Source organism: Shinella sp. GW835-FHT14H05, from assembly GCF_058793575.1.
Genome location: NZ_JBXAFY010000001.1, coordinates 1,122,045 through 1,141,928 on the forward strand (window position 1 = coordinate 1,122,045; position 19,884 = coordinate 1,141,928).

The 19,884-nt window shown below is 64.4% G+C and carries 14 protein-coding genes and 1 other RNA gene; 7 read left to right on the forward strand and 8 right to left on the reverse strand.

Translation table 11 applies throughout. From position 1 onward, the window contains the following. The first annotated feature begins 77 nt into the window (after positions 1 to 77). A complete protein-coding gene (locus tag AC1Q6Z_RS05515; RefSeq protein ID WP_492647250.1) occupies positions 78 to 1,754 on the forward strand; it encodes a methyl-accepting chemotaxis protein in 1,677 nt (558 codons plus the stop codon). Between the two features lie 33 nt (positions 1,755 to 1,787). Here AC1Q6Z_RS05515 and AC1Q6Z_RS05520 read toward each other — a convergent pair whose 3' ends face one another. The 3 genes from AC1Q6Z_RS05520 to AC1Q6Z_RS05530 all read right to left on the reverse strand — a co-directional run bounded on the left by AC1Q6Z_RS05520 (position 1,788) and on the right by AC1Q6Z_RS05530 (position 5,632). Then, complete coding sequence (locus tag AC1Q6Z_RS05520) at positions 1,788 to 4,247, reverse strand: ATP-dependent helicase (RefSeq protein WP_492647251.1); 2,460 nt, start codon at positions 4,245 to 4,247, stop codon at positions 1,788 to 1,790. A gap of 102 nt (positions 4,248 to 4,349) precedes the next feature. Then, positions 4,350 to 4,763: a carboxymuconolactone decarboxylase family protein gene (locus tag AC1Q6Z_RS05525; protein WP_439616289.1), complete on the reverse strand. Its 414-nt coding sequence runs from the start codon at positions 4,761 to 4,763 to the stop codon at positions 4,350 to 4,352. Between the two features lie 47 nt (positions 4,764 to 4,810). Then, positions 4,811 to 5,632 (reverse strand): cyclase family protein, encoded by an 822-nt coding sequence (locus tag AC1Q6Z_RS05530; protein WP_439616288.1) that lies wholly within the window; start codon positions 5,630 to 5,632, stop codon positions 4,811 to 4,813. Positions 5,633 to 5,931: 299 nt separating this feature from the next. Here AC1Q6Z_RS05530 and AC1Q6Z_RS05535 point away from each other — a divergent pair, with 299 nt between their 5' ends. The 4 genes from AC1Q6Z_RS05535 (at position 5,932) to AC1Q6Z_RS05550 (ending at position 15,608) form a co-directional block, all read left to right on the forward strand. Then, positions 5,932 to 7,101, forward strand: a complete 1,170-nt coding sequence (locus AC1Q6Z_RS05535; protein WP_492647000.1) for an efflux RND transporter periplasmic adaptor subunit — start codon at positions 5,932 to 5,934, stop codon at positions 7,099 to 7,101. Then, positions 7,101 to 10,256, forward strand: coding sequence for an efflux RND transporter permease subunit (locus AC1Q6Z_RS05540; protein WP_492647001.1), 3,156 nt, complete (start codon positions 7,101 to 7,103; stop codon positions 10,254 to 10,256). Before AC1Q6Z_RS05535 ends, AC1Q6Z_RS05540 begins: the two co-directional genes overlap by 1 nt. A gap of 87 nt (positions 10,257 to 10,343) precedes the next feature. Beyond that, positions 10,344 to 11,765: an FAD-binding oxidoreductase gene (locus tag AC1Q6Z_RS05545; protein WP_492647002.1), complete on the forward strand. Its 1,422-nt coding sequence runs from the start codon at positions 10,344 to 10,346 to the stop codon at positions 11,763 to 11,765. A gap of 57 nt (positions 11,766 to 11,822) precedes the next feature. Beyond that, complete coding sequence (locus AC1Q6Z_RS05550) at positions 11,823 to 15,608, forward strand: AsmA family protein (RefSeq protein WP_492647252.1); 3,786 nt, start codon at positions 11,823 to 11,825, stop codon at positions 15,606 to 15,608. Here AC1Q6Z_RS05550 and AC1Q6Z_RS05555 read toward each other — a convergent pair. The 5 genes from AC1Q6Z_RS05555 to AC1Q6Z_RS05575 all read right to left on the reverse strand — a co-directional run bounded on the left by AC1Q6Z_RS05555 (position 15,601) and on the right by AC1Q6Z_RS05575 (position 18,460). Further along, positions 15,601 to 15,825 carry a ribbon-helix-helix domain-containing protein gene (locus tag AC1Q6Z_RS05555; protein WP_435268016.1) on the reverse strand — a complete coding sequence of 75 codons (225 nt, stop codon included), beginning with the start codon at positions 15,823 to 15,825 and terminating at the stop codon, positions 15,601 to 15,603. The genes AC1Q6Z_RS05550 and AC1Q6Z_RS05555 overlap by 8 nt on opposite strands. Positions 15,826 to 15,895: 70 nt before the next feature. Further along, complete coding sequence (locus AC1Q6Z_RS05560; protein WP_492647003.1) at positions 15,896 to 16,093, reverse strand: DUF4169 family protein; 198 nt, start codon at positions 16,091 to 16,093, stop codon at positions 15,896 to 15,898. A gap of 10 nt (positions 16,094 to 16,103) precedes the next feature. Next, positions 16,104 to 16,628 carry an SspB family protein gene (locus AC1Q6Z_RS05565; protein WP_256117051.1) on the reverse strand — a complete coding sequence of 175 codons (525 nt, stop codon included), beginning with the start codon at positions 16,626 to 16,628 and terminating at the stop codon, positions 16,104 to 16,106. A gap of 110 nt (positions 16,629 to 16,738) precedes the next feature. Further along, positions 16,739 to 17,099, reverse strand: a transfer-messenger RNA (tmRNA) gene (ssrA, locus tag AC1Q6Z_RS05570). A 29-nt stretch (positions 17,100 to 17,128) separates the two neighbouring features. Then, complete coding sequence (locus AC1Q6Z_RS05575; RefSeq protein ID WP_492647004.1) at positions 17,129 to 18,460, reverse strand: putative bifunctional diguanylate cyclase/phosphodiesterase; 1,332 nt, start codon at positions 18,458 to 18,460, stop codon at positions 17,129 to 17,131. Between the two features lie 230 nt (positions 18,461 to 18,690). Between AC1Q6Z_RS05575 and AC1Q6Z_RS05580 the strand changes: the two genes are divergently transcribed. Together AC1Q6Z_RS05580 and AC1Q6Z_RS05585 are read left to right on the forward strand one after the other, a co-directional pair. Further along, the gene (locus tag AC1Q6Z_RS05580) at positions 18,691 to 19,002 is read left to right on the forward strand and encodes a DUF2853 family protein (RefSeq protein WP_256117049.1); all 312 of its coding nucleotides are present in this window, start codon (positions 18,691 to 18,693) and stop codon (positions 19,000 to 19,002) included. Between the two features lie 87 nt (positions 19,003 to 19,089). Further along, positions 19,090 to 19,884 (forward strand): thymidylate synthase, encoded by a 795-nt coding sequence (locus tag AC1Q6Z_RS05585; RefSeq protein WP_492647005.1) that lies wholly within the window; start codon positions 19,090 to 19,092, stop codon positions 19,882 to 19,884.

A 19,884-nucleotide genomic window follows, 5' to 3' on the forward strand; every position in this document is an offset into this window, starting at 1 on the left:
CGAGGCCACATCGACGTGGGGACCCAGACGTGACTGCCTTCGATTTCGGATTGAATTCCCGCTCCGTGCTTGCCGCGATGAACCGCTCCCAGGCGATCATCGAATTCGACCTCTCCGGCAAGATCCTGCACGCCAACGAGAATTTTTTGCACGCCGTCGGCTACGGGCTTTCAGAGGTGGTCGGCCAGCACCACCGCATGTTCGTCGACCCGGCGGAGGCCGCATCGGCGGAATACGCGGCCTTCTGGGCGCGGCTTGCCGAAGGGCATTTCGACCGGCGCCAGTACAAGCGCATCGCCAAGGGCGGCCGCGAGATCTGGATCGAGGCCTCCTACAATCCCGTCTTCCGCGGCAAGAAGCCGGTGAAGGTGGTGAAGTTCGCGACCGACATCACGGCCATGAAGCGCAAGGCGATGGAGGATGAGGGCAAGCTCGCGGCGCTGAGCCGGGCGCAGGCGATCATCGAGTTCACGCCGAAGGGCGACATCCTCGGCGCCAACGAGAATTTCCTCGCCACCCTCGGCTACCAGCTTTCGGAAATCGTCGGCCGGCATCATTCCCTGTTCTGCGCGCCGGACTATGTGGCGAGTGCGGCCTACAAGGATTTCTGGGCGCGCCTTGCCGAAGGGCACTTCGTGTCCGACCAGTTCACCCGCGTCACCAAGGTTGGCAGCCGTATCCATATCCAAGCCTCCTACAACCCGATCCTCGATGCCGATGGCAAGGTCTTCAAGGTGGTGAAGTTCGCCACCGATGTGACGGAGCGCGTGCGGGCGATCGAGGAGATCGGCGCGGGGCTCGGGCGCCTTGCCGAATGCAACATCCGCATGACGATCGACCGCGAATTCATCCGCGAATTCGAGCCGCTGCGGCGGGATTTCAACAATTCGATCGGCGCCTTCCAGGAAACCCTCTCGCAGGTGCTCGACCAGACCTATATCCAGAACCGTAGTGGCCAGGAGATGCGCAAGGCGGCAGAGGATCTCTCGGAACGCACGCGCCAACAGGCTGTCGCGCTCGAAGAAACCGCAGCAGCACTGACGCAGGCAACCGTCGCCGTGCGTTCTTCGACCGACCGGACGCGGGAGACGCGCAAGCTCGTACAGGACGCCCGCGCCTCGGCAAACAGCTCTGCCGACGTCGTGAACAATACCGTGAGCGCCATGCAGCGCATCGAGGCCGCTTCAAGCGAGATCAGCCAGATCATCGGCGTCATCGACGAAATCGCGTTCCAGACCAATCTGCTTGCGCTGAATGCCGGCGTGGAGGCCGCGCGGGCGGGCGAAGCGGGCAGGGGCTTTGCGGTCGTTGCGCAGGAGGTTCGCGAACTGGCGCAGCGCTCCGCAAAGGCGGCGCGCGAGATCAAGACACTGATCACCAATTCCAGCGCTGAAGTTAAGGATGGTGTGCGTCTCGTCGGCGAAACCGGCCGGGCCCTTCGCGAAATCGAAAACTTCGTCGAAGAGATCGACCATAATGTCGACGCGATAGCGACCTCTGCCGCCGAGCAGGCGAGCGGTCTCGAGGAGATCAGTGCTGCTGTTTCGGATGTCGACCGTATCACGCAAGAAAACGCCGCCATGGTGGAGCGCACGACCTCGACGAGCCAATCCCTGGCCGACGGTGCGATAACGCTCAGCGACCTTGTCAACCGGTTCCAACTCAACCGTCGCACGCTTCGCCGTGACGGCAGCGAAATCTGGACGCCGGAAGAGCGCGCCGCCCGGCTCGGCGCGGTGCGCAAGGCCTCCTGACCGATTCAAGGCGGGGTCGTTCTTATGGCCCCGTCATTTCCTTTCGACGAAACCGTCCAGCACACGTTTCTGTCCGGCGCGGTCGAAGTCGATCGTCAACTTGTTGCCCTCGATCGCCGCGACATTGCCGTTGCCGAATTTCAGGTGGAAGACCCGGTCGCCGACGGAAAATTTCGACGGCTCGCTCGTGGTCGATTTCGCCACCAGTTCCCCTTCGATCATGCGCGAGCGGGGGCCGCTTTCGCCATAACCGACGCGCTCGACGGCGTGGCCGGAGCGTGAGCCCCAGTTGTCGCGCGTGGCTTCCGTGCGGTTTGCCTGGGCGCGGCGCCAGCCGGGGGACGAGTAGTTGTTCTGGAACGGCTCCTGCTTGTCGAAGCGCGACTGGCCGTAGCCGCCGCGACCGTAACCGCCATAGGACTGTTCCACCTCGGCCACTTCCACATGCGCTTCCGGCAATTCGTCGAGGAAGCGGGAGGGGAGCGTCGATTGCCAGAGGCCGTGGATGCGGCGGTTGGAGACGAACCAGATGTGGCAGCGGCGTTTTGCACGCGTGATGCCGACATAGGCGAGGCGGCGTTCCTCCTCCAGGCCCGAGCGGCCGCCCTCGTCGAGCGCGCGCTGGTGCGGGAAGAGGCCTTCCTCCCAGCCGGGCAGGAAGACCGTCTCGAATTCGAGGCCCTTGGCCGAATGCAGCGTCATGATCGAGACGGCGTCGAGTTCGGCATTCTGCTCGGCATCCATGACCAGCGAAACGTGGTCGAGGAAGCCGCGCATCGATTCGAACGCTTCCATCGAGCGGATCAGTTCCTTGAGGTTGTCGAGGCGCCCCGGGCCTTCCGCCGACTTGTCGGCCTGCCACATGGCGGTATAGCCGCTCTCGTCGAGGATCTGCTCGGCAAGATCGGTGTGCGGCATGGTCTCCAGGAGCGACTGCCAGCGGCGGAAATCCGTGACGACGTCGAACAGCGCCTTGCGCGCCTTCGGCTTCAGCTCGTCGGTCTCGATGATGTCGGATGCGGCGGCGAGCATCGGTATGTCGCGGGCGCGGGCATAGTCGTGCAGGTTGCGGATCGTCGTGTCGCCGAGGCCGCGCTTCGGCGTGTTGACGATGCGCTCGAAGGCGAGGTCGTCGGCCGGCTGGCTGACCAGGCGGAAATAGGCCATGGCATCACGGATTTCGAGCCGCTCGTAGAAGCGCGGGCCGCCGATGACGCGGTAGTTGATGCCGAGCGTGACGAAACGGTCTTCGAACTCGCGCATCTGGAAGGAGGCGCGCACCAGGATCGCCATGTCGTTGAGCTTGTGCTGCTTGCGATGGAGCTGCTCGATTTCCTCGCCGACGGCACGCGCCTCTTCCTCGGAATCCCAGGCCGCATGCACGACGACCTTGTCGTCGTCGGGATCCTTGCGGTCGGTGAAGAGCGTCTTGCCCAGCCGGTCCTCGTTATGCGCGATCAGGTGGCCGGCAGCGCCCAGGATATGGGCCGTCGACCGGTAGTTGCGCTCCAGCTTGACGACGCGGGCGCCCGGGAAATCCTTCTCGAAGCGCAGGATGTTGTCCACCTCCGCGCCGCGCCAGCCGTAGATCGACTGGTCGTCGTCGCCCACACAGCAGACGTTCTGCGGCGTGCCCTTGGGGCGCTGGGCGAGCAGGCGCAGCCACATGTACTGGGCGGTGTTGGTGTCCTGGTATTCGTCGACGAGGATGTAGCGGAATTTCTGGTGATATTCGGCCAAGACATCCGGATTGGCGCGGAACAGGCGGATCGGGTGCAGCAGCAGGTCGCCGAAATCGCAGGCATTCAGCGTCTTCAGGCGATTCTGGTAGGCGATATAGAGTTCTCGGCCCTTGCCGTTGGCGAAGGCGCGCGCGTCGCCTTCCGGGATCTGCGCCGGGTCGAGGCCCTTGTTCTTCCAGCCGTCGATCATGCCGGCGAACTGCTTTGCCGGCCAGCGCTTGTCGTCGATGCCCTCGGCCTGGATGATCTGCTTGATCAGGCGCACCACATCGTCGGTGTCGAGGATGGAGAAATCGGAGCGCAGGCCGACGAGTTCGGCATGGCGACGCAGCAGCTTCACGCCGATCGAGTGAAACGTGCCGAGCCAGGGCATGCCCTCGACCGCGCCGCCGACGAGGAGGCCGATGCGCTCCTTCATCTCGCGCGCAGCCTTGTTGGTGAAGGTCACGGCCAGCATCTGGCTCGGATAGGCGCGGCCGGTGGCCAGGATATGGGCGATTCGGGTGGTTAGCACGCGCGTCTTGCCGGTGCCGGCGCCCGCGAGCACCAGCAGGGGACCGTCGAGCGTTTCCACCGCCTCACGCTGCTCCGGGTTGAGGCCGGAGAGGTAGTCGGGCGCGCGGTGGGCATCGCGGGCCGCCATGGCGCGCGCGGCGATACCGCCCGCCGGCTTTTCCTTTGGCGCCGGGGGCTTTCCGGAAAGCTGCGGGTCCTCGTCGAAGAAGGGAATGTCGTCGTAACCGCTGATCATGCGGCTCAATGTAGTGATTCGGTCTCGAAAGACCAGTTTTCCGTTCTGCTTTTATTCCGCGGGGAAAAACATTGGCCAGAAGATTGTGGAAAGCCGCGCCCTTCAGGGCGTGGCGCGGTCCGCATCGAACACGGCGTCCACGGGCAGCTGGAGGGCGGTCGCAAGCTGGTTCGTCTTGCCGGCAAGCGAGACGATGGCGAGCAGTTCCGCATATTGCGCATCTGTCATGCCCTTGGCCTTGGCCGCGGCCGTATGAGAATGGACGCAGTAGCTGCACCCGTTCGTCACCGAGACGGCGATATAGAGCATTTCCTTGACCAGCGGATCGAGCGTCGAGGGCGTCGCCATCACGGCCTTCACCTCCGCCCAGATGCGCTCCAGGAGCGCCGGGTCGAAGGCGAGGTAGCGCCACATATTGTTGACGAAATCGGATTTGCGGGTGGCGCGGATGTCGTCGAACACCGCCTTCACGCGCGGATCGGCTTCGATGTCTTCAGCGGGTTTGACGGTGCTCATGGTTCCTCCGGAAGAAAGGCCGGCGGGCAAGCCGCCGGCCAATGGGGTCAGGCCAGTGCGAACACGCGGGCAGGGCCGCCCGTGCCGCCGCGCACCTTTGGCGCGCCCACGATGAGGGTCGCGCCCTTGGCCGGAAGCTGGTCCAGATTGGCGGCCGCTTCAAGCCCCCAATGGCCCGAGGCAAGCCAGGAATAGTGCGTCGCGAAATCCGGCGAGATGCCGTAGTCGAGCGAGAGCGTATCGACCGCGATGCCCACGGCGCTGGAGTTTTCCGCCAGATACTGCACGGCTTCGACGTGGAAGCCGGGGAAGTGCATCTTGCCCTCGGCGTCCGCATTGCGGAACTTGTCGGTGCCCAGATGTTTGTCCCAGCCAGAGAGCAGCGCCACGCAGGCCTTTTCCGGCAGGTCGCCATTGGCGGCGATCCAGGCCTTGATGTCGTCCGGTGTCAGTTGCGCATCCGCGTTCGCCGCCGCCTTCTCGCGGATATCGATGACGGCGAGCGGCACGACGAGGTTGGAGACCGGGATTTCGGCCACCGACTTGCCATCCTCGGAAAAGTGCAGCGGCGCATCGACATGGGTGCCGGTGTGCTCGTTCACCCGCAGTTCGAAAAGATTGAACTTGTGTTCCTTGTAGTTGAACTTCTGCTCGCGCCAGAACTGCTGCTGCCCGAAGAAAGTCGGAAACTCCTCGTAAAGTTCATGGGTGAGGTCCGTCGCCTTGCTCGGCGCTTGCGCGAGCGCCGGGCTCAGCGCACCGGAGCTGGCTGCCGCCACAGTTGCGGCGCCCGCAGCGGCGGCACGGAAAAAGTTTCTTCTCGAAAGCATGCGGTTCTTGACGGTATCGATGACGCAGGCGTCGCACATGGTTCTTCCCCCTGTCGGTGAATGCGTTGATGAAACAATACTGAAATAAGGCTCGACCATACTGGCGCAAGAAAGCTATCACACGCACCGGATCGGTCCAGTCACGCGCATGCTCGGATAGGGGGTGGCGAGGGAAGATTTCTCCACCTTTTCTTACATTTCGGTAACAGAACAGACCGCCAATCTTACATTTCGGTAATGATCGTATTCTTTCATTGCCCGTTCATTTGCAAAGCGGGATACTTGGTCTATGTCGCACTGCAACAGGTGACGGTTCGCTTCCATCGGAGACAGATTGCATGCGGGTTTGGAAACAGCTCCTCATAAGCCTCGGCGTCATTTCGGCCGGGGTCTTGCTCTGGGGTCGCTTCGTGCCCGGGGCGAACGACATGCTGGAGGCCGCGGGCCTCCCCGGCACGCTCGTCGCAGCCATCGCGCCGGCCGGTGAAGGCCAGACCGAGGGGGGCCGCGAAGGCGGCCGCCGCGGCGGTTTCGGCGGTGGCCCGGTGCTCGTCGCCACCAAGCCCGTCGCCATGTCCGTCGTCAACGACCGGCTGAACGCCATCGGCGACGGCGAAGCGATCCGCACCGTCACGGTGACACCTTACGCCACCGGCAACCTCACCGAAGTGCTCGTCGAATCCGGCGACCGGGTGGAGCAGGGCCAGGTGATCGCCCGCCTCGACAGCGACGAGCAGCGCATTGCCGCCGACCAGGCGCGTGTGGCGCGCGAAAGCGCGCAGCAGAAGCTGAAGCGCGTCCAGAGCATCAAGTCCTCCATGAGCGTCGCCGAATTGCAGGATGCCGAGACCGCGCTGAAGGCGGCCGAACTGGTGTTGCAGAATGCCGAACTGACGCTGCGCCGCCGCGATATCACTGCGCCCTATGGCGGCGTGGTCGGCATCATCTCCGTCAATGCCGGCGATTACGTCACCACCACCACGGCGATCGCCCGCATCGACGACCGCTCGGAAATCCTCGTCGACTACTGGGTGCCGGAGCGGTTCGCGACGAGCATACGCGTCGGCGGCGACGTCTCGGCGACCGCGGTCGCGCGGCCGGGCGAAACCTTCAACGGCAAGGTACAGGCGATCGACAACCGCATCGACCAGGAGAGCCGGACGTTGCGCGTGCGTGCGCGCATCGAAAATCCCGAGGACCTGCTGCGCGCCGGCATGTCCTTCCAGGTGACCATGCAGTTTGCCGGCGATCTCTATCCGAGCGTCGATCCGCTCTCCGTGCAGTGGAGCGCCGAAGGCTCCTATGTCTGGCGCGTCAAGGGCGAGAAGGTCGAGCGTGTGCCGATCCACATCATCCAGCGCAACCCGGACAAGGTGCTCATCAAGGCCGAGATCGGCGAGGGCGACCAGATCGTCACCGAAGGCGTGCAGACGCTGCGGCCGGGCGGCGCGGTGCGCACTGCCGAGCAGGACGGCCAGGTGACGTCCTCCGTGACGGAGGGCACGTAATGTCGGGCGAGGGGAACGGCGTCAACGAATCCGGCAAGGCGGGCTTTACCGCGCTTTTCATTCGCCGGCCGATCTTCGCCCTCGTGCTCAACACGCTGATCGTCGTTGCCGGCCTCGCCGCCTTCAACGGCGTGGAAATCCGCGAACTTCCCTCCGTCGACCAGCCGGTCATCAGCGTTTCGACCGAATTTGACGGCGCTTCGCCCGAAACGGTCGACCGCGAACTGACGGATGTGATCGAAGGGGCGGTTTCGCGCGTCCAGGGCATCAAGGACATTTCCTCGCAGTCGTCCTTCGAGCGTAGCCGCGTCACCCTGCAATTCTCCGATACGACGGACGTCAACCAGGCGGCAAACGACGTGCGCGATGCGCTCGGCCGCGTGGCGAACCAGCTTCCCGATGGCGCAGACGAACCGCGCGTCGTGAAAGCCGATGCCGATAGCCAGCCGATCATGCGGCTCGCGCTGACCTCCGATACGCAATCGCTCGAAGACCTGACGCTGCTGGCCGAAAACGAGATTACCGACAGGCTCGCCTCGGTGGAAGGTGTTGCGGACGTTGCCGTTTATGGCGACCAGGAGAAGATTTTTCGCGTCGACGTCGATCAGTCGAAGCTTGCGGCGCGCGGCCTGACGGTCGCGGACCTGCGCAATGCGCTGGCGACCGCCGCCTTCGACGTGCCGGCCGGCTCGCTGAAGAGCCAGAGCCAGGACATTACGGTTCGTGCAACTGCGGACCTCGCGACCCCGGCCGATTTCGAGAACCTCATCATCAAGAACCGCGTGCGCCTCGGCGATGTCTCCATGGTGACGATGGGGCCGGACGAGGGTTCGACGGCGTTGCGCTCCAATGGGCGCCAGGGCATCGGGCTTGGCATCATCCGTCAGGCGCAATCGAACACGCTCGATATTTCCGCCGGCGTGAAGCAGATGGTGGCGCAGTTCGAGACCATTCTGCCCGAGGGCACCGAGATCAAGATCACCAGCGACGACGCGGTCTTCATCGATGGCGCGATCCACGAGGTGGAGATCGCGCTCGTCGTTGCCGTCGTGATCGTCACGCTCGTCATCTATCTCTTCCTGCTTGACTGGCGGGCGACGCTGATCCCCACGATCAGCATGCCGATCGCGCTGATCGGCACGATCGCCGCCATCTACATGGCCGGCTTCTCCGTCAACATCCTGACGCTGCTCGCCATCGTTCTGGCGACCGGACTGGTGGTGGACGACGCGATCGTGGTGCTGGAAAACATCGTGCGGCGGCGCGCGGAAGGCCTGAAGCCGCGTGCTGCGGCGATCCTCGGCACGCTGGAAGTGTTCTTCGCCGTCATCGCGACGACCGCCACGCTTGCCGCCGTCTTCATACCGCTCTCCTTCCTGCCGGGCCAGGCGGGGCGTCTCTTCCGCGAATTCGGTTTCGTGCTCGCCTTCGCCATCTTGCTTTCCTCCTTCGTGGCGCTGACGCTGTGCCCGATGCTCGCCTCACGCATGCTGACCAAGGATATGTCGCACGGGCATACGGGCTTTCTCGCCCGCATAGGCGGCGCCTGCTCGCGCTTCTATCGATCGACGCTCAACGCCTGCCTCGGCGCGCCGTTCATCGTCTTCGTCGTTGCGCTGCTCTTCACCGCCGCCGGTGCGACCTCCTTCTTCACCATCAAATCGGAGCTGACGCCAAGCGAAGACCGCTCGATGGTGATGCTGCGCGTGAACGCGCCGCAGGGCGTGTCGCTGGAATATGCGCAGGAGCAGATGAAGCTGATCGAAAACAAGCTTCGCCCGCTCTACGACAAGAGAGAGATCGTCAACATCTTCTCCATATCGGGGCAAGGCGGTTCCACGAACAGCGGCTTCATGGTGCTCACACTCGCTCAGTGGGACCAGCGCGACCGCACGCAGCAGCAGATCGTACAGGACATCAACCAGGCGGTCGGTTCCGTGCCCTCGGTGCGCGCCTTCGCCATGCAGCCGAACAGCCTCGGCATCCGCGGTGCCGGCAACGGCCTGCAGGTGGCGCTCGTCGGCAACGACTATACCAAGCTCGGCAATGCCGCCGCCGAGCTGGTGCGCAAGATCGAGGACAGCGGCCGCTTCCAGAACGTGCGGCTGAACTACGAGGCGAACCAGGCGCAGCTTTCGGTCACCGTCGACCGCGAACGCGCCGCCGATCTCGGCATCGACATTACCGGGCTTTCGGCCGCCTTGCAGGCCATGCTGGAGGGCACGAGCGTCGTCGACATCTACGTCGAGGGCCAAGCCTATCCCGTAAAGCTTTCCTCGACGACGCAGCCGATCAACGATCCGACGGATCTGGAAAACATCTTCCTCAAGACCGGCGACGGCAAGATCGTGCCGATGTCCTCCATCGCCTCGCTGGAGGAGCGCGCGGTCGCGCCCCAGCTGTCGCGCGAGCAGCAGTTGCGCGCCGTCTCGCTTTCGGCGGGTCTAAAGGATGGTCTGGCGCTCGGCGATGCATTGACGCTGGTGCAGGACATGGCGGAGCCGCTGCTGCCGGAAGGCTCGCGCCTGATGCCGATGGCGGAAGCCGCCACGCTTCAGGAAAATTCGGGTGGCCTCTTCGTCACCTTCGGCTTTGCCATCGTCATCATTTTTCTGGTGCTCGCCGCGCAGTTCGAGAGTTTTGTCAGCGCCGTGATCATCATGGTGACGGTGCCGCTCGGGTTGGCTTGCGCCGTCTTTGCGATGATCCTGACGGGCACGACGCTCAACATCTACAGCCAGATCGGGCTCGTGCTGCTCGTGGGCATCATGGCGAAGAACGGCATCCTGATCGTTGAATTCGCCAACCAGCTCCGTGACCGCGGCCAGGATGTGCGCAGCGCCATCGAGGACGCCGCCAATATCCGCCTGCGCCCGGTGCTGATGACGATGATCGCCACCGTCGTCGGCGCGGTGCCTCTGGTGCTGGCGAGCGGTGCGGGTGCTGAAGCGCGCATCTCGCTCGGCTGGGTGCTGGTCGGCGGTCTCGGTCTCGCCACGGTCGTCACGCTCTACCTGACGCCCGTCGCCTATCTGGTGATCGCCCGCTATACCAGCCCGCATGCGGACGAGGAAAAACGCCTTGCCGCCGAATTGCAGCATGCCGATGCCCTCGCCAAGGCCGGCGACGGCGCCCTGCCGCAGGCGGCGGAGTGAGTCTCTACGGCCATGACCTGATATTGCGGCTGGACAGCCGGGCGCCAATTTGCTGAGTAAACCCGCACAGGCAGTGAGGGGGAAACGATGGCATTGACGGATATCAGGAGCGGCGCGCGCAATGAGGCGGGCATCGCCGAGGCGCTGGCACGGCTCGCCGATCGTTTTGGCCCGCGTTTCCAGACCGGAGAGGCGATCCGCGTCCAGCACGCGCACACCACCACCTATATCCCCGCCCAGCTTCCCGACGGCGTCGTCTTTGTCGAGACTGCCGAGGAGGTGAAGGCGGTCGTGGCACTCTGCGCGGAACTGAAGGTGCCGGTCATTCCCTTCGGTACGGGCTCCTCGCTGGAGGGGCAGGTCAATGCGCCGAACGGCGGCATTTCCATCGATTTCAACAATATGAAGCGCGTGCTCGAAGTGAATGCCGAGGATCTCGACTGCACCGTCGAGCCCGGCATCACCCGCGAGGAGCTGAACACCTACCTGCGCGATACCGGCCTGTTCTTCCCGATCGATCCTGGCGCGAACGCCTCGATCGGCGGCATGGCCTCGACGCGCGCCTCCGGCACGAACGCCGTGCGCTACGGCACGATGAAGGACAATGTGCTGGCCGTCACCGTCGTCACCGCGACCGGCGAGGAAATCCGCACCGCCCGGCGTGCGCGAAAATCCTCCGCGGGCTACGATCTCACGCGCCTCTTCGTTGGCGCCGAGGGCACGCTCGGTGTGCTCACTTCCATCACGCTGCGCCTCCAGGGCATTCCCGCGGTCATCGCCGGCGGCATCTGCGGTTTCCCGACGCTAAAGGATGCCTGCGACGCGGTGATCATGACGATCCAGCTCGGCATTCCCGTCGCCCGCATCGAGCTCGTCAACACGTTGCAGATCAAGGCCTGCAACGCCTATTCGGGCCTGACGCTGCCGGAACAGCCGACGCTTTTCGTCGAGTTCCACGGCAATGCGGAAAGCGTGCGCCTGCAATCGGAGGAGTTCGGTGCGATCGCGGCGGATTTCGGCGGTGGCGAATTCCAATGGACCGCGGATGCCGAGGAGCGCGCGAAACTCTGGAAGGCGCGGCACAATGTCTATTGGGCGGCGAAGGCGCTGCGGCCGGGTTATGCCGTCATCGCGACGGATGTCTGCGTGCCGATCTCGCGGCTGGCCGATTGCGTGGCCGATACCGAGGCCGATATCGAGGAACATGGGCTGCTTGCGCCGATCGTCGGCCATGCGGGCGACGGCAATTTCCATGTCAGCCTCGTCTTCGACGACAAGGATCCGGCGCATGTCGAACAGGTGGAGGCTTTCGTCGGCCGGCTCAATGCGCGCGCGCTCGCCATGGATGGCACCTGCACGGGCGAACACGGAATCGGCCAGGGCAAGCAGGCTTTCCTGCCGGGGGAGCTCGGCGGGTCGGTTCTGGTCATGCAACAGATCAAGCGGGCGCTCGATCCGGACAACATTCTGAACCCTGGCAAGATTTTTTCGACCCTCTCGGACGATTAGACGTTATCCTTATGTGGTTGAAGGAAATTCGAGGCATGCGGCGTGCTTTCTAGGATCATGCTCTTCGTTGGCGGCCTGGTGGTCGTGGCGCTCTTTGCAGCGCTGCTGGCGCCGCTCTTCGTCGACTGGACGAGTTTTCGGCAGGATTTCGAACGCGAGGCGAGCCGCATCATGGGCCGCACCGTCGTGGTGCATGGCAGCGTCGATGCACGGCTGATCCCGTTCCCGTCCGTGACGCTCAACGACGTGCGCGTCGGCTCGCCGGAGGATGGCCGGCCGCTGGTCGAGGTCGCGCGCTTCTCCATGGATGCGGAGCTGGCGCCGTTCCTTTCCGGCGAGGCGCTGATCTTCGACATGCGCCTTGAGGAACCCAAGGCGCGTATCAAACTCTACCAGGATGGCACGCTGGACTGGGCGCGCGGCCGCAAGTCCGACATCCCGGCCCGCACTGTGATCCTGGAAAACGTCGCGATCACCGGCGGCGAGATCGAATTCGTCGACGAGCAGACCGGCCGCACGCGCCATGTCACCGGCCTCGACGCGCAGGTTTCGGCGAAATCACTGGGCGGCCCCTGGCGCATCGACGGGCGCGGGGCGCTCGATGGCGAAAGCGGCGCCTTCCAGCTCTCGAGCGGGCAGGTGGAGAACGGCGCACTGTCGCTGCGCGCCCGCATCGTGCCCGACCGGCTCGCCTTCACCGCCGATCTCGAAGGCGCGATCAAGGTCGCCGACTTCCGCCCACTCTATGACGGCAATTTCACCGTCTCTGAAAAACCGCGTCCGAAGGGCGAGGGGCCGGCCGATCCGATCCGGGTGACGGGCAAGTTCGAGCTTTCCAACGAGCGCATCCGCGTGCCCGAATACCGCCTGGAGGCCGGGCCTGCCGCCGATCCCTACGTGGTGACCGGCGAAGCGACGCTCGATACCGGCCGCAAGCCGGAATTCCTGCTGATCGCCGATGGCCAGCAGATCGACGTCAACCGCATCGGCAACAGCGGCGAGACCGGCAAGACCGGCCGCGACCCGCAGATGTCCGCCCGCCAGCGGCTTCAGGCGCTGCTGGCGATCGCCGCCGATATCCCCATTCCGCAGGTGCCCGGCCGTGCCAGCCTGTTCCTGCCGGCGGTGGTGGTCGGCGATACGACCGTGCGCGAAATCCGCCTCGACGTGAAGCCGGACGGCGACGGTTGGCGGATCGAGAGGGCGGATGCGATCCTGCCCGGCCGCACCGCGCTGGAGGCCAAGGGACGGCTGATGCTGCGCGAAAACCGTGGCTTCGTCGGCGACCTGCTGATCGCCTCCAACCAGCCCTCGGGGCTTGCCACCTGGCTCGCCGGCTCGGTGGACCCGGAAATCCGCAAGCTGAAGACCGCCGGTTTTTCCGCGCAGGTGAACCTGACCGACGAGTTGCAGCGCTTCGAAAACCTCGAAATCGCAGTGGGCGGTGCCTCGCTGACCGGGCGGCTGGAGCGGGAATCCCGATCGGACGCGACGCCCGCGCTATCGCTGGAATTGCGCGGCAACGAGGTGCAGCTGGATTCGCTGCGTGCCCTTGTCGGCCTCGTCGCCGGCGATGCATCGCTGACGACCGTCCTCGACCATTCCATAGCCCTCGACCTGACGGCGGACCGGTTTCTTGCCTTCGGCGAGAGTGCGACGGATGTGAGCGCCGCGCTCTCCGTGAAGGACGGCCTCCTGACGCTGAGCCGCCTCAACGTGGCCTCGCTCGAAGGCGCGACGCTTTCGGCAAGCGGCACGCTGGGCGGCTCGCTCGTAGCACCGAGCGCCGGCCTCGAAATCCGGCTGAAGGCGGCGGCGATGGAGCCGGTCGCGGCGCTTCTGGCGCGGCATCTGCCGGCCCATCCGCTGCTGTCGCGCTTCGTTGCCAATGCCGGCTACTACGACAATGCCGATCTCGCCGTTCGCGCCGCCGTGTCCGGCGAGGCGGGCAGCCCGGCGACGATCAGCGTTTCCGGCCCCGTCAACGAGGGGCGGGTCGAGTTCAAGCTTTCCACCGCCACGCCCGCCGATCTGCTGCGCGGGCGTAATTTCGAGCTGGACGGTAGCATCTTCAACCCGCAATCCGTCGTGCTGGCCGGCCAGGTCGGTCTCGATCCACTGCCCTTCGATGCCGACCCGGACGGCAGCGTCACCTTCCGCGTGACCCAGCCGGAAGAGGGCGCGGCGACCGTTTCGGCGGCGTTCAACGCCGGCAGCACGTCGATCTCCGCCAAGGGCACCGCAGCACTTTCCGCCGAGGATTTTCTTGCCGGTACGCTCGCGATTTCGGCCAAGAGCGACGATATCGAACCCTATCTGATGATGAACGGTATCGCCGTTCCGCAGGCCGGCGCCGGCCTGCCGCTGACGGCGCAGGCGTCGGTTGCGACCAATGCGCAGGCCATCGCGATCACCGAGATAACCGGCGAGGCCGATCGGAACACCTTTTCCGGCAACCTGACGCTCGATCGCACGGCCGCCACGCTGAAGGGTGCCGGCGCGCTGCGCTTCGATACGGTGGATTTCGCCTTCCTGGCGGAGGCGATCGCCGGGCCGGTGAGCGATGTCCTCGAAGGCGGGCTCAATGCCGCGCCGCTGGTGCAGCCGCTTCAGGATGCGGCCGATATTTCCGTGGCGCTCGAAGCCGGCGCGTTCTGGCCGGGGCTTTATGGCGCGGTCGAAGGGTTCAAGGCGAACCTCGTCTGGAAGGGCGGCGAGCTGACCATGACCGACATGGCCGGCGACTGGCTCGGCGGCAAGCTCTCCGGCCGCGTCAAGGTCGCCAATGCCGAGGAGAACGGCCTGTTCGAAGCGCGTACAGAACTTGCCGGCGTCGACCTGTCGAAGATCGTCTGGGCCGGTCCGGATGGGGCGGCCGCGACGGGCAAGGCGGATGTGACGCTCGCGGTCGATGCTTCGGGCAAGAGTGTGCGCACGATGGTCGAGGGCGCCAGCGGCTCGGGCGAGGTGCAGGTGTCCAATCTCGTGCTGCGCGGGCTCGATACCGGCGCGCTGCCGTCGCTTCTGGCGGAGGCCGATCGCATCGAGGGCGACATCACGCAGGAGCGCGTGGCCGGTTTTGCCTCAAATGCCATCCTCAAAGGTGAGGCGGCGCTGGGCGCGGTGCGCATCCCCTTCGCGCTGGCGGGCGGCAAGCTGCGCGTCCAGAGCGTTGCGGCCGAGGACGGTAAGGCGGAGCTTTCGGGCGACGCGGATATCGATCTGGCCGGCGACATCATGACGGGGCGCCTCGCCGTCACCTACAAGGCGGGCGAGGATGCGCTGGCTGGCGCCGAGCCGGAAGTGGCGCTGTCCTACCGCGGCCTGGTCGAGGCGCCGGGCTTCGAGCTCGATGTGCAGCCGCTCGCCAACTATCTGTCGCTGCGCCGCTTCGAGACGGAGCGCCGGCGGGTGGAGACCTTGCAGGCCAACGTGCTGGAAAAGCAGCGCCTGCGGCGCGAGGCGGCGCTTTATCGCTCGCGGGCGGATGCGCGCGCGGCGCTTGCGGAAGCGATGCGCCTGCAGATCGAGGAAGAGACGCGGCGGCGCGCGGAGGCGCGTGAACGCGCCGAGAAGGAGCGAACCGCCAGGCAGGCCGCCGAAGAGGCCGAGCGCGCGCGCCGCAAGGCCGCGGACGACGCCCGTCTGCTGCTGGAGGCGCAGGAAGAGGCCCGTCGCCTGGCCGAGCAGCGGGCGGCTGCCGAGGCGCGCAAGGCGGAAGACGAAGCGGCGCAGCGGCGCCTGCCGGTAAACCCGGAAGAGGGCGTGGAGCGCGGCGGTGAACTGCCACCGCTCGATGGGGGGCAAAGCCTGAACTTCGACGCGCTGCCGGGCCTCAATTAACGGCGCCGGCCTTTTCCTTCAGCCATTCCAGCACATGCAGGCGCAGCGCCGAGGAGAGGTTGCCGTCGACACCGCGGCCGTCGTCGATCTCGCGGATGAGGGCCGCGACGGGCATGCCGCGCGCATCGGCAATGGCGCGCAGCTCGTCGTGAAAGGCCGGTTCGAGCGAGAAGCTCGTGCGGTGGCCGTGCAGGGTGGTGGAATATTTGCGGATCATGCCCATCCTTACGCAGTGAATCAGGCGATTGGCAGATCGAATCCGGTATTTCCGGCAAGCGTTTGAAATGTCAGTCCTTATCGTCCTCGGGCCGCTCGATGCGGCCCTGGTCGAGCGACTTCTGCGCCTTTTCGTTCAGCGCGCGCGTCAGCGTCTTCTCCGCCTTCGTGCGACCGAAGGCGGCGCGGTTCTGCTCGGCCTGCTTTTCCTTTTCGGAGCGGGCTTTCTGCTTGCGGAACTGGCGGAGATTGACGACGTCGCCGCTCATCGCGAAAAACTCAGTTCTTCTTGCGGAAGGAATCGAGCGAGACGACGGAGCCACCCTTGTTGTTGTCGTCGCCACCGGTCGGCGGGGTCGGCTCTTCCGTGGTGGTCTCCTCGACCTTTTCCGCAAAAGCGGGATAGGCGGTGATCTCGGCGGAGTGCTCTTCTTCCTCCTCCACGGCCGGCACGTCGAATTCCAGCTCGAAGCTGACCGACGGGTCATAAAAGCCGCGGATCGCGTTGAACGGGATGACGAGCTTTTCCGGCGTATCGGAGAAGGAGAGGCCGATCTCGAACAGACTCTCGGTGACCTTGAGGTCCCAGAACTGGTGCTGGACGACGATGGTCATCTGCTCGGCATATTTCGCCTTCAGGTGCTGCGAGATGCGCACGCCGGGGGCATTGGTCAGGAAGGTGATGAAAAAATGGTGCTCGCCGGGCAAGTGCCCCGTGACCGCAACTTCGGACAGAACCTTGCGAATGACGCTGCGCAGCGCGTCCTGGGCGAGAATGTCGTAACGAATGTGGTCTTGCGCCATCAGTTCCTGTCTTTCTTCCAGCCTTTGTCATCAGGCATTGCAACGCGTTCTCATACCTTCCGGCACGAGTCATCTGGCACAGCTATAGACCATTTCAAGGGATTGGAGAAGGTGAAGGCTTCTGTTGCCAGGTGCCTTCGGACCCCGCCTAAGAGTGCGACCCCTTAGGACTTTGAGTGAAGTGTCACACCGCGATTAAGCAGCGAGACGAGCTTCCGCATAGTTGTCGTTTGCAACTACAAGTTTAGCCCGATAACGGTGGTACAATGCCGAGCAAAAAGTCGATCTTTACGCCCTTGTCGATCCTATTTCGCCCCCATCAAAAGCCGGTCGGTCGCGTATGACCGGTTTTTGGTGGAGGCGCCGGGTACCGCCCCCGGGTCCAATGGGTTTATTACACCGCTCGTTTATTGCCGTAGCTGCCGAAGCAGCACTTCACATATAGGCGCTCTCTTGCGCCAAGAAAAGGGTTTTATGACAAGGATATGTGGAAGTTTGGCTCAGGCGGTTTCGGCCAGCGGCGGGGCGCTGTCCTGCGCCCAGTGTTTCTGGAAATCCGCAAGCGGCATCGGGCGGCCGAAATAATAGCCCTGGAACTCGGTACAGCCGAAGGATTGCAGGAAAACGAACTGCTCCTTCGTCTCGATGCCCTCGGCGACGACGGAGAGGTCGAGCATGCGGGCGATGTCGAAGATGCTTTTCAGCAGGAAGCGGTTGCGCAGGTTTTCCGGCGCCTCCTGCACGAAGGAGCGGTCGATCTTGATCTCGTGGATGGGCAACTGGCGCAGGTAGCTGAGCGAGGAATAGCCGGTGCCGAAATCGTCGAGCGAGATGGTAAGGCCGGCCGCACGCAGCGCCCGCATCTTCTCCACGATCGTATCGATGTCCGTCGCCATCAGGCTTTCGGTCAATTCCAGCTTGAGCCGGGCCGGATCGACCTTGAGCGCCTCGATGCGGCTGAGCACGGAGGCCACGAAATCAGGTTTCATGAACTGGTCGACGCTGACATTGATCGACAGCACGAGATCGCGCGCGCCGTCCTCCTGCTGCCAGAGGGCGAGCGTCTTGCAGGCTTCCAGCACCACCCATCCGCCGATCGCCGGCATCAGCCCGGCCTGTTCGGCAAGGGGAATGAAATCGATCGGCGGCGCATAGCTGCCGTCGGGCTTCTTCCAGCGCAACAGCGCCTCGGCGCCCATCAGCCGACCCGTCTCGTCCACCTGCGGCTGGTAGAAGAGTTCGAATTCGCGGTTGGCGAGTGCGATGCGGATCTCGCGCGCCTGGTCGAGGTTTCGCGCAAATTCGAGCTGCATCACGTAGACGCCGCCGCACAGCATGACGACGGCGATGATCGCGTTCACCCAGGCGCCGAAAAGCCGGTATTCGTCGGCGATCGGCTGCGCAAAGGGAAGCGCGGCCTCGGTGCTGGCGAAGACCACGAAGGCGGCGAGGCAGAGCGCGATGACCGCGAGCTGCGCCACCGACTGTTCGCGCCGGTAATTGATGTAGCCGAGCAAGGCGAGCACCAGCAGGAAGAGATGACAGACCCGCGGGGCGGCATCGCTCGGCACGTCGAACAGCAGGCAGAAGATGACGACGATGACGAAAAAGGCGATCTGCGAGAACATGAGGGCGGCCGAAAGCTGGTTGCCGCGCGCGAGCGCGAAGCTGGCAATCGCCGTCATCACCACGGCCGCATCCATCGCCGCCAGCGACCACGCCTGCATATAGGCGAAAACCAGGCCCCAGCCGATCGTCAGCGCGCCCACGGCAAGAGAGGCCATGCCGTAGGCAAGCCGGAAACGGTGTGAATAGTCCTCAGTCTGTTTCACGGGCGGCGACCGTTCGTTGCGGCCTGGCCCACCGGGCCGGCCATCCGGATACCCCTACCGGAAATTCCTTCAGAAAGTACAAAAATGCCACCAGAAGGCGAGGGCAGGCGCCAGGGCGCGCCGCAGATCAGGCGTTTATTAGCGCTTGACTTGCCATCACAGCGTGAAAAACATGGGCGTCGGCAGGACCGCCATGACGGCGGCGGCCGAGTGACCGGAGAGGAGACCCCATGACCGACTATCTCGCAGATGTCCGCAAATATGACAGCGGTGCGGACGAGGCCATCGTCAAGAAGATCGTAAGCCATCTCGGCATCGCGCTGCGCAACCGCGACTCCTCGCTGGTCTCCTGCTCCGACCCCGACGAACTGAACCGCGTCAAGGAAAAGTGGTGCGCCAAGAAGTTCGGCATCACCGGCGAGGCCGCCGACAAGGCGGTGGAAGCCGTCTGCAAGGCCATGGCCGACGACCGCACGAAATCGCGCGTCACCTTCTACTATCTCACTGCCAAGGAACTCGGAACGCTCGGCGCGCTGGCCTAAGGAAAACCGGGGAAATCCCTTTTCGCCCTATGGCCGCCGCCGCTCTCGCTTTAGTATCTCACGCTGGACAACGAATCGGCGGCGCCCATGCAGCAATATCTCGATCTTCTCGCCCATGTGATGGAAAACGGCACCGACCGGCCGGACCGGACGGGCACCGGCACGCGCGGCGTCTTCGGCCATCAGATGCGCTTCGACCTTTCCGAAGGTTTTCCGGTGCTGACCACCAAGAAGCTGCACTTGCGCTCGATCATCCATGAGCTGCTGTGGTTCCTTAAGGGCGACACCAACATCGCCTACCTGCACGAAAACGGCGTCACCATCTGGGACGAATGGGCCGACGAGAACGGCGAGCTCGGCCCGGTCTACGGCTACCAGTGGCGCTCCTGGCCGACCCATGACGGACGGCATCTCGACCAGATCGTCGCCGTGCTCGACGGCATCAAGCGCAACCCGAATTCGCGCCGCCATATCGTGTCGGCCTGGAACCCGGCGCTCGTCGACGAGATGGCGCTGCCGCCCTGCCATTGCCTGTTCCAGTTCTACGTGGCGGACGGCAAGCTCTCCTGCCAGCTCTACCAGCGTTCCGCCGACATCTTCCTCGGCGTGCCCTTCAACATCGCCTCCTATGCGCTGCTCACCATGATGGTGGCGCAGGTGAGCGGTTTGCAGCCGGGCGATTTCGTGCACACGCTGGGCGACGCGCATATCTATGCCAACCATTTCGAGCAGGCGCGCACGCAATTGACGCGCAGGCCGAAACCCTTGCCCTTCATGAAGCTCAATCCGGACGTGAAGGACCTTTTCTCCTTCAAATTCGAGGACTTCACCCTGATCGGCTACGAAGCCGATTCAACCATCAAGGCGCCCATCGCCGTCTGA

What these genes read in the sequence shown, in the direction of transcription:
- AC1Q6Z_RS05515 (WP_492647250.1), top strand. Translation starts at nt 78, where the DNA reads ATGAACCGCTCCCAGGCGATCATCGAATTCGACCTCTCCGGCAAGATC.
- AC1Q6Z_RS05520 (WP_492647251.1), bottom strand. Translation starts at nt 4,247, where the DNA reads ATGATCAGCGGTTACGACGACATTCCCTTCTTCGACGAGGACCCGCAG.
- AC1Q6Z_RS05525 (WP_439616289.1), bottom strand. Translation starts at nt 4,763, where the DNA reads ATGAGCACCGTCAAACCCGCTGAAGACATCGAAGCCGATCCGCGCGTG.
- AC1Q6Z_RS05530 (WP_439616288.1), bottom strand. Translation starts at nt 5,632, where the DNA reads ATGTGCGACGCCTGCGTCATCGATACCGTCAAGAACCGCATGCTTTCG.
- AC1Q6Z_RS05535 (WP_492647000.1), top strand. Translation starts at nt 5,932, where the DNA reads ATGCGGGTTTGGAAACAGCTCCTCATAAGCCTCGGCGTCATTTCGGCC.
- AC1Q6Z_RS05540 (WP_492647001.1), top strand. Translation starts at nt 7,101, where the DNA reads ATGTCGGGCGAGGGGAACGGCGTCAACGAATCCGGCAAGGCGGGCTTT.
- AC1Q6Z_RS05545 (WP_492647002.1), top strand. Translation starts at nt 10,344, where the DNA reads ATGGCATTGACGGATATCAGGAGCGGCGCGCGCAATGAGGCGGGCATC.
- AC1Q6Z_RS05550 (WP_492647252.1), top strand. Translation starts at nt 11,823, where the DNA reads ATGCTCTTCGTTGGCGGCCTGGTGGTCGTGGCGCTCTTTGCAGCGCTG.
- AC1Q6Z_RS05555 (WP_435268016.1), bottom strand. Translation starts at nt 15,825, where the DNA reads ATGATCCGCAAATATTCCACCACCCTGCACGGCCACCGCACGAGCTTC.
- AC1Q6Z_RS05560 (WP_492647003.1), bottom strand. Translation starts at nt 16,093, where the DNA reads ATGAGCGGCGACGTCGTCAATCTCCGCCAGTTCCGCAAGCAGAAAGCC.
- AC1Q6Z_RS05565 (WP_256117051.1), bottom strand. Translation starts at nt 16,628, where the DNA reads ATGGCGCAAGACCACATTCGTTACGACATTCTCGCCCAGGACGCGCTG.
- AC1Q6Z_RS05580 (WP_256117049.1), top strand. Translation starts at nt 18,691, where the DNA reads ATGACCGACTATCTCGCAGATGTCCGCAAATATGACAGCGGTGCGGAC.
- AC1Q6Z_RS05585 (WP_492647005.1), top strand. Translation starts at nt 19,090, where the DNA reads ATGCAGCAATATCTCGATCTTCTCGCCCATGTGATGGAAAACGGCACC.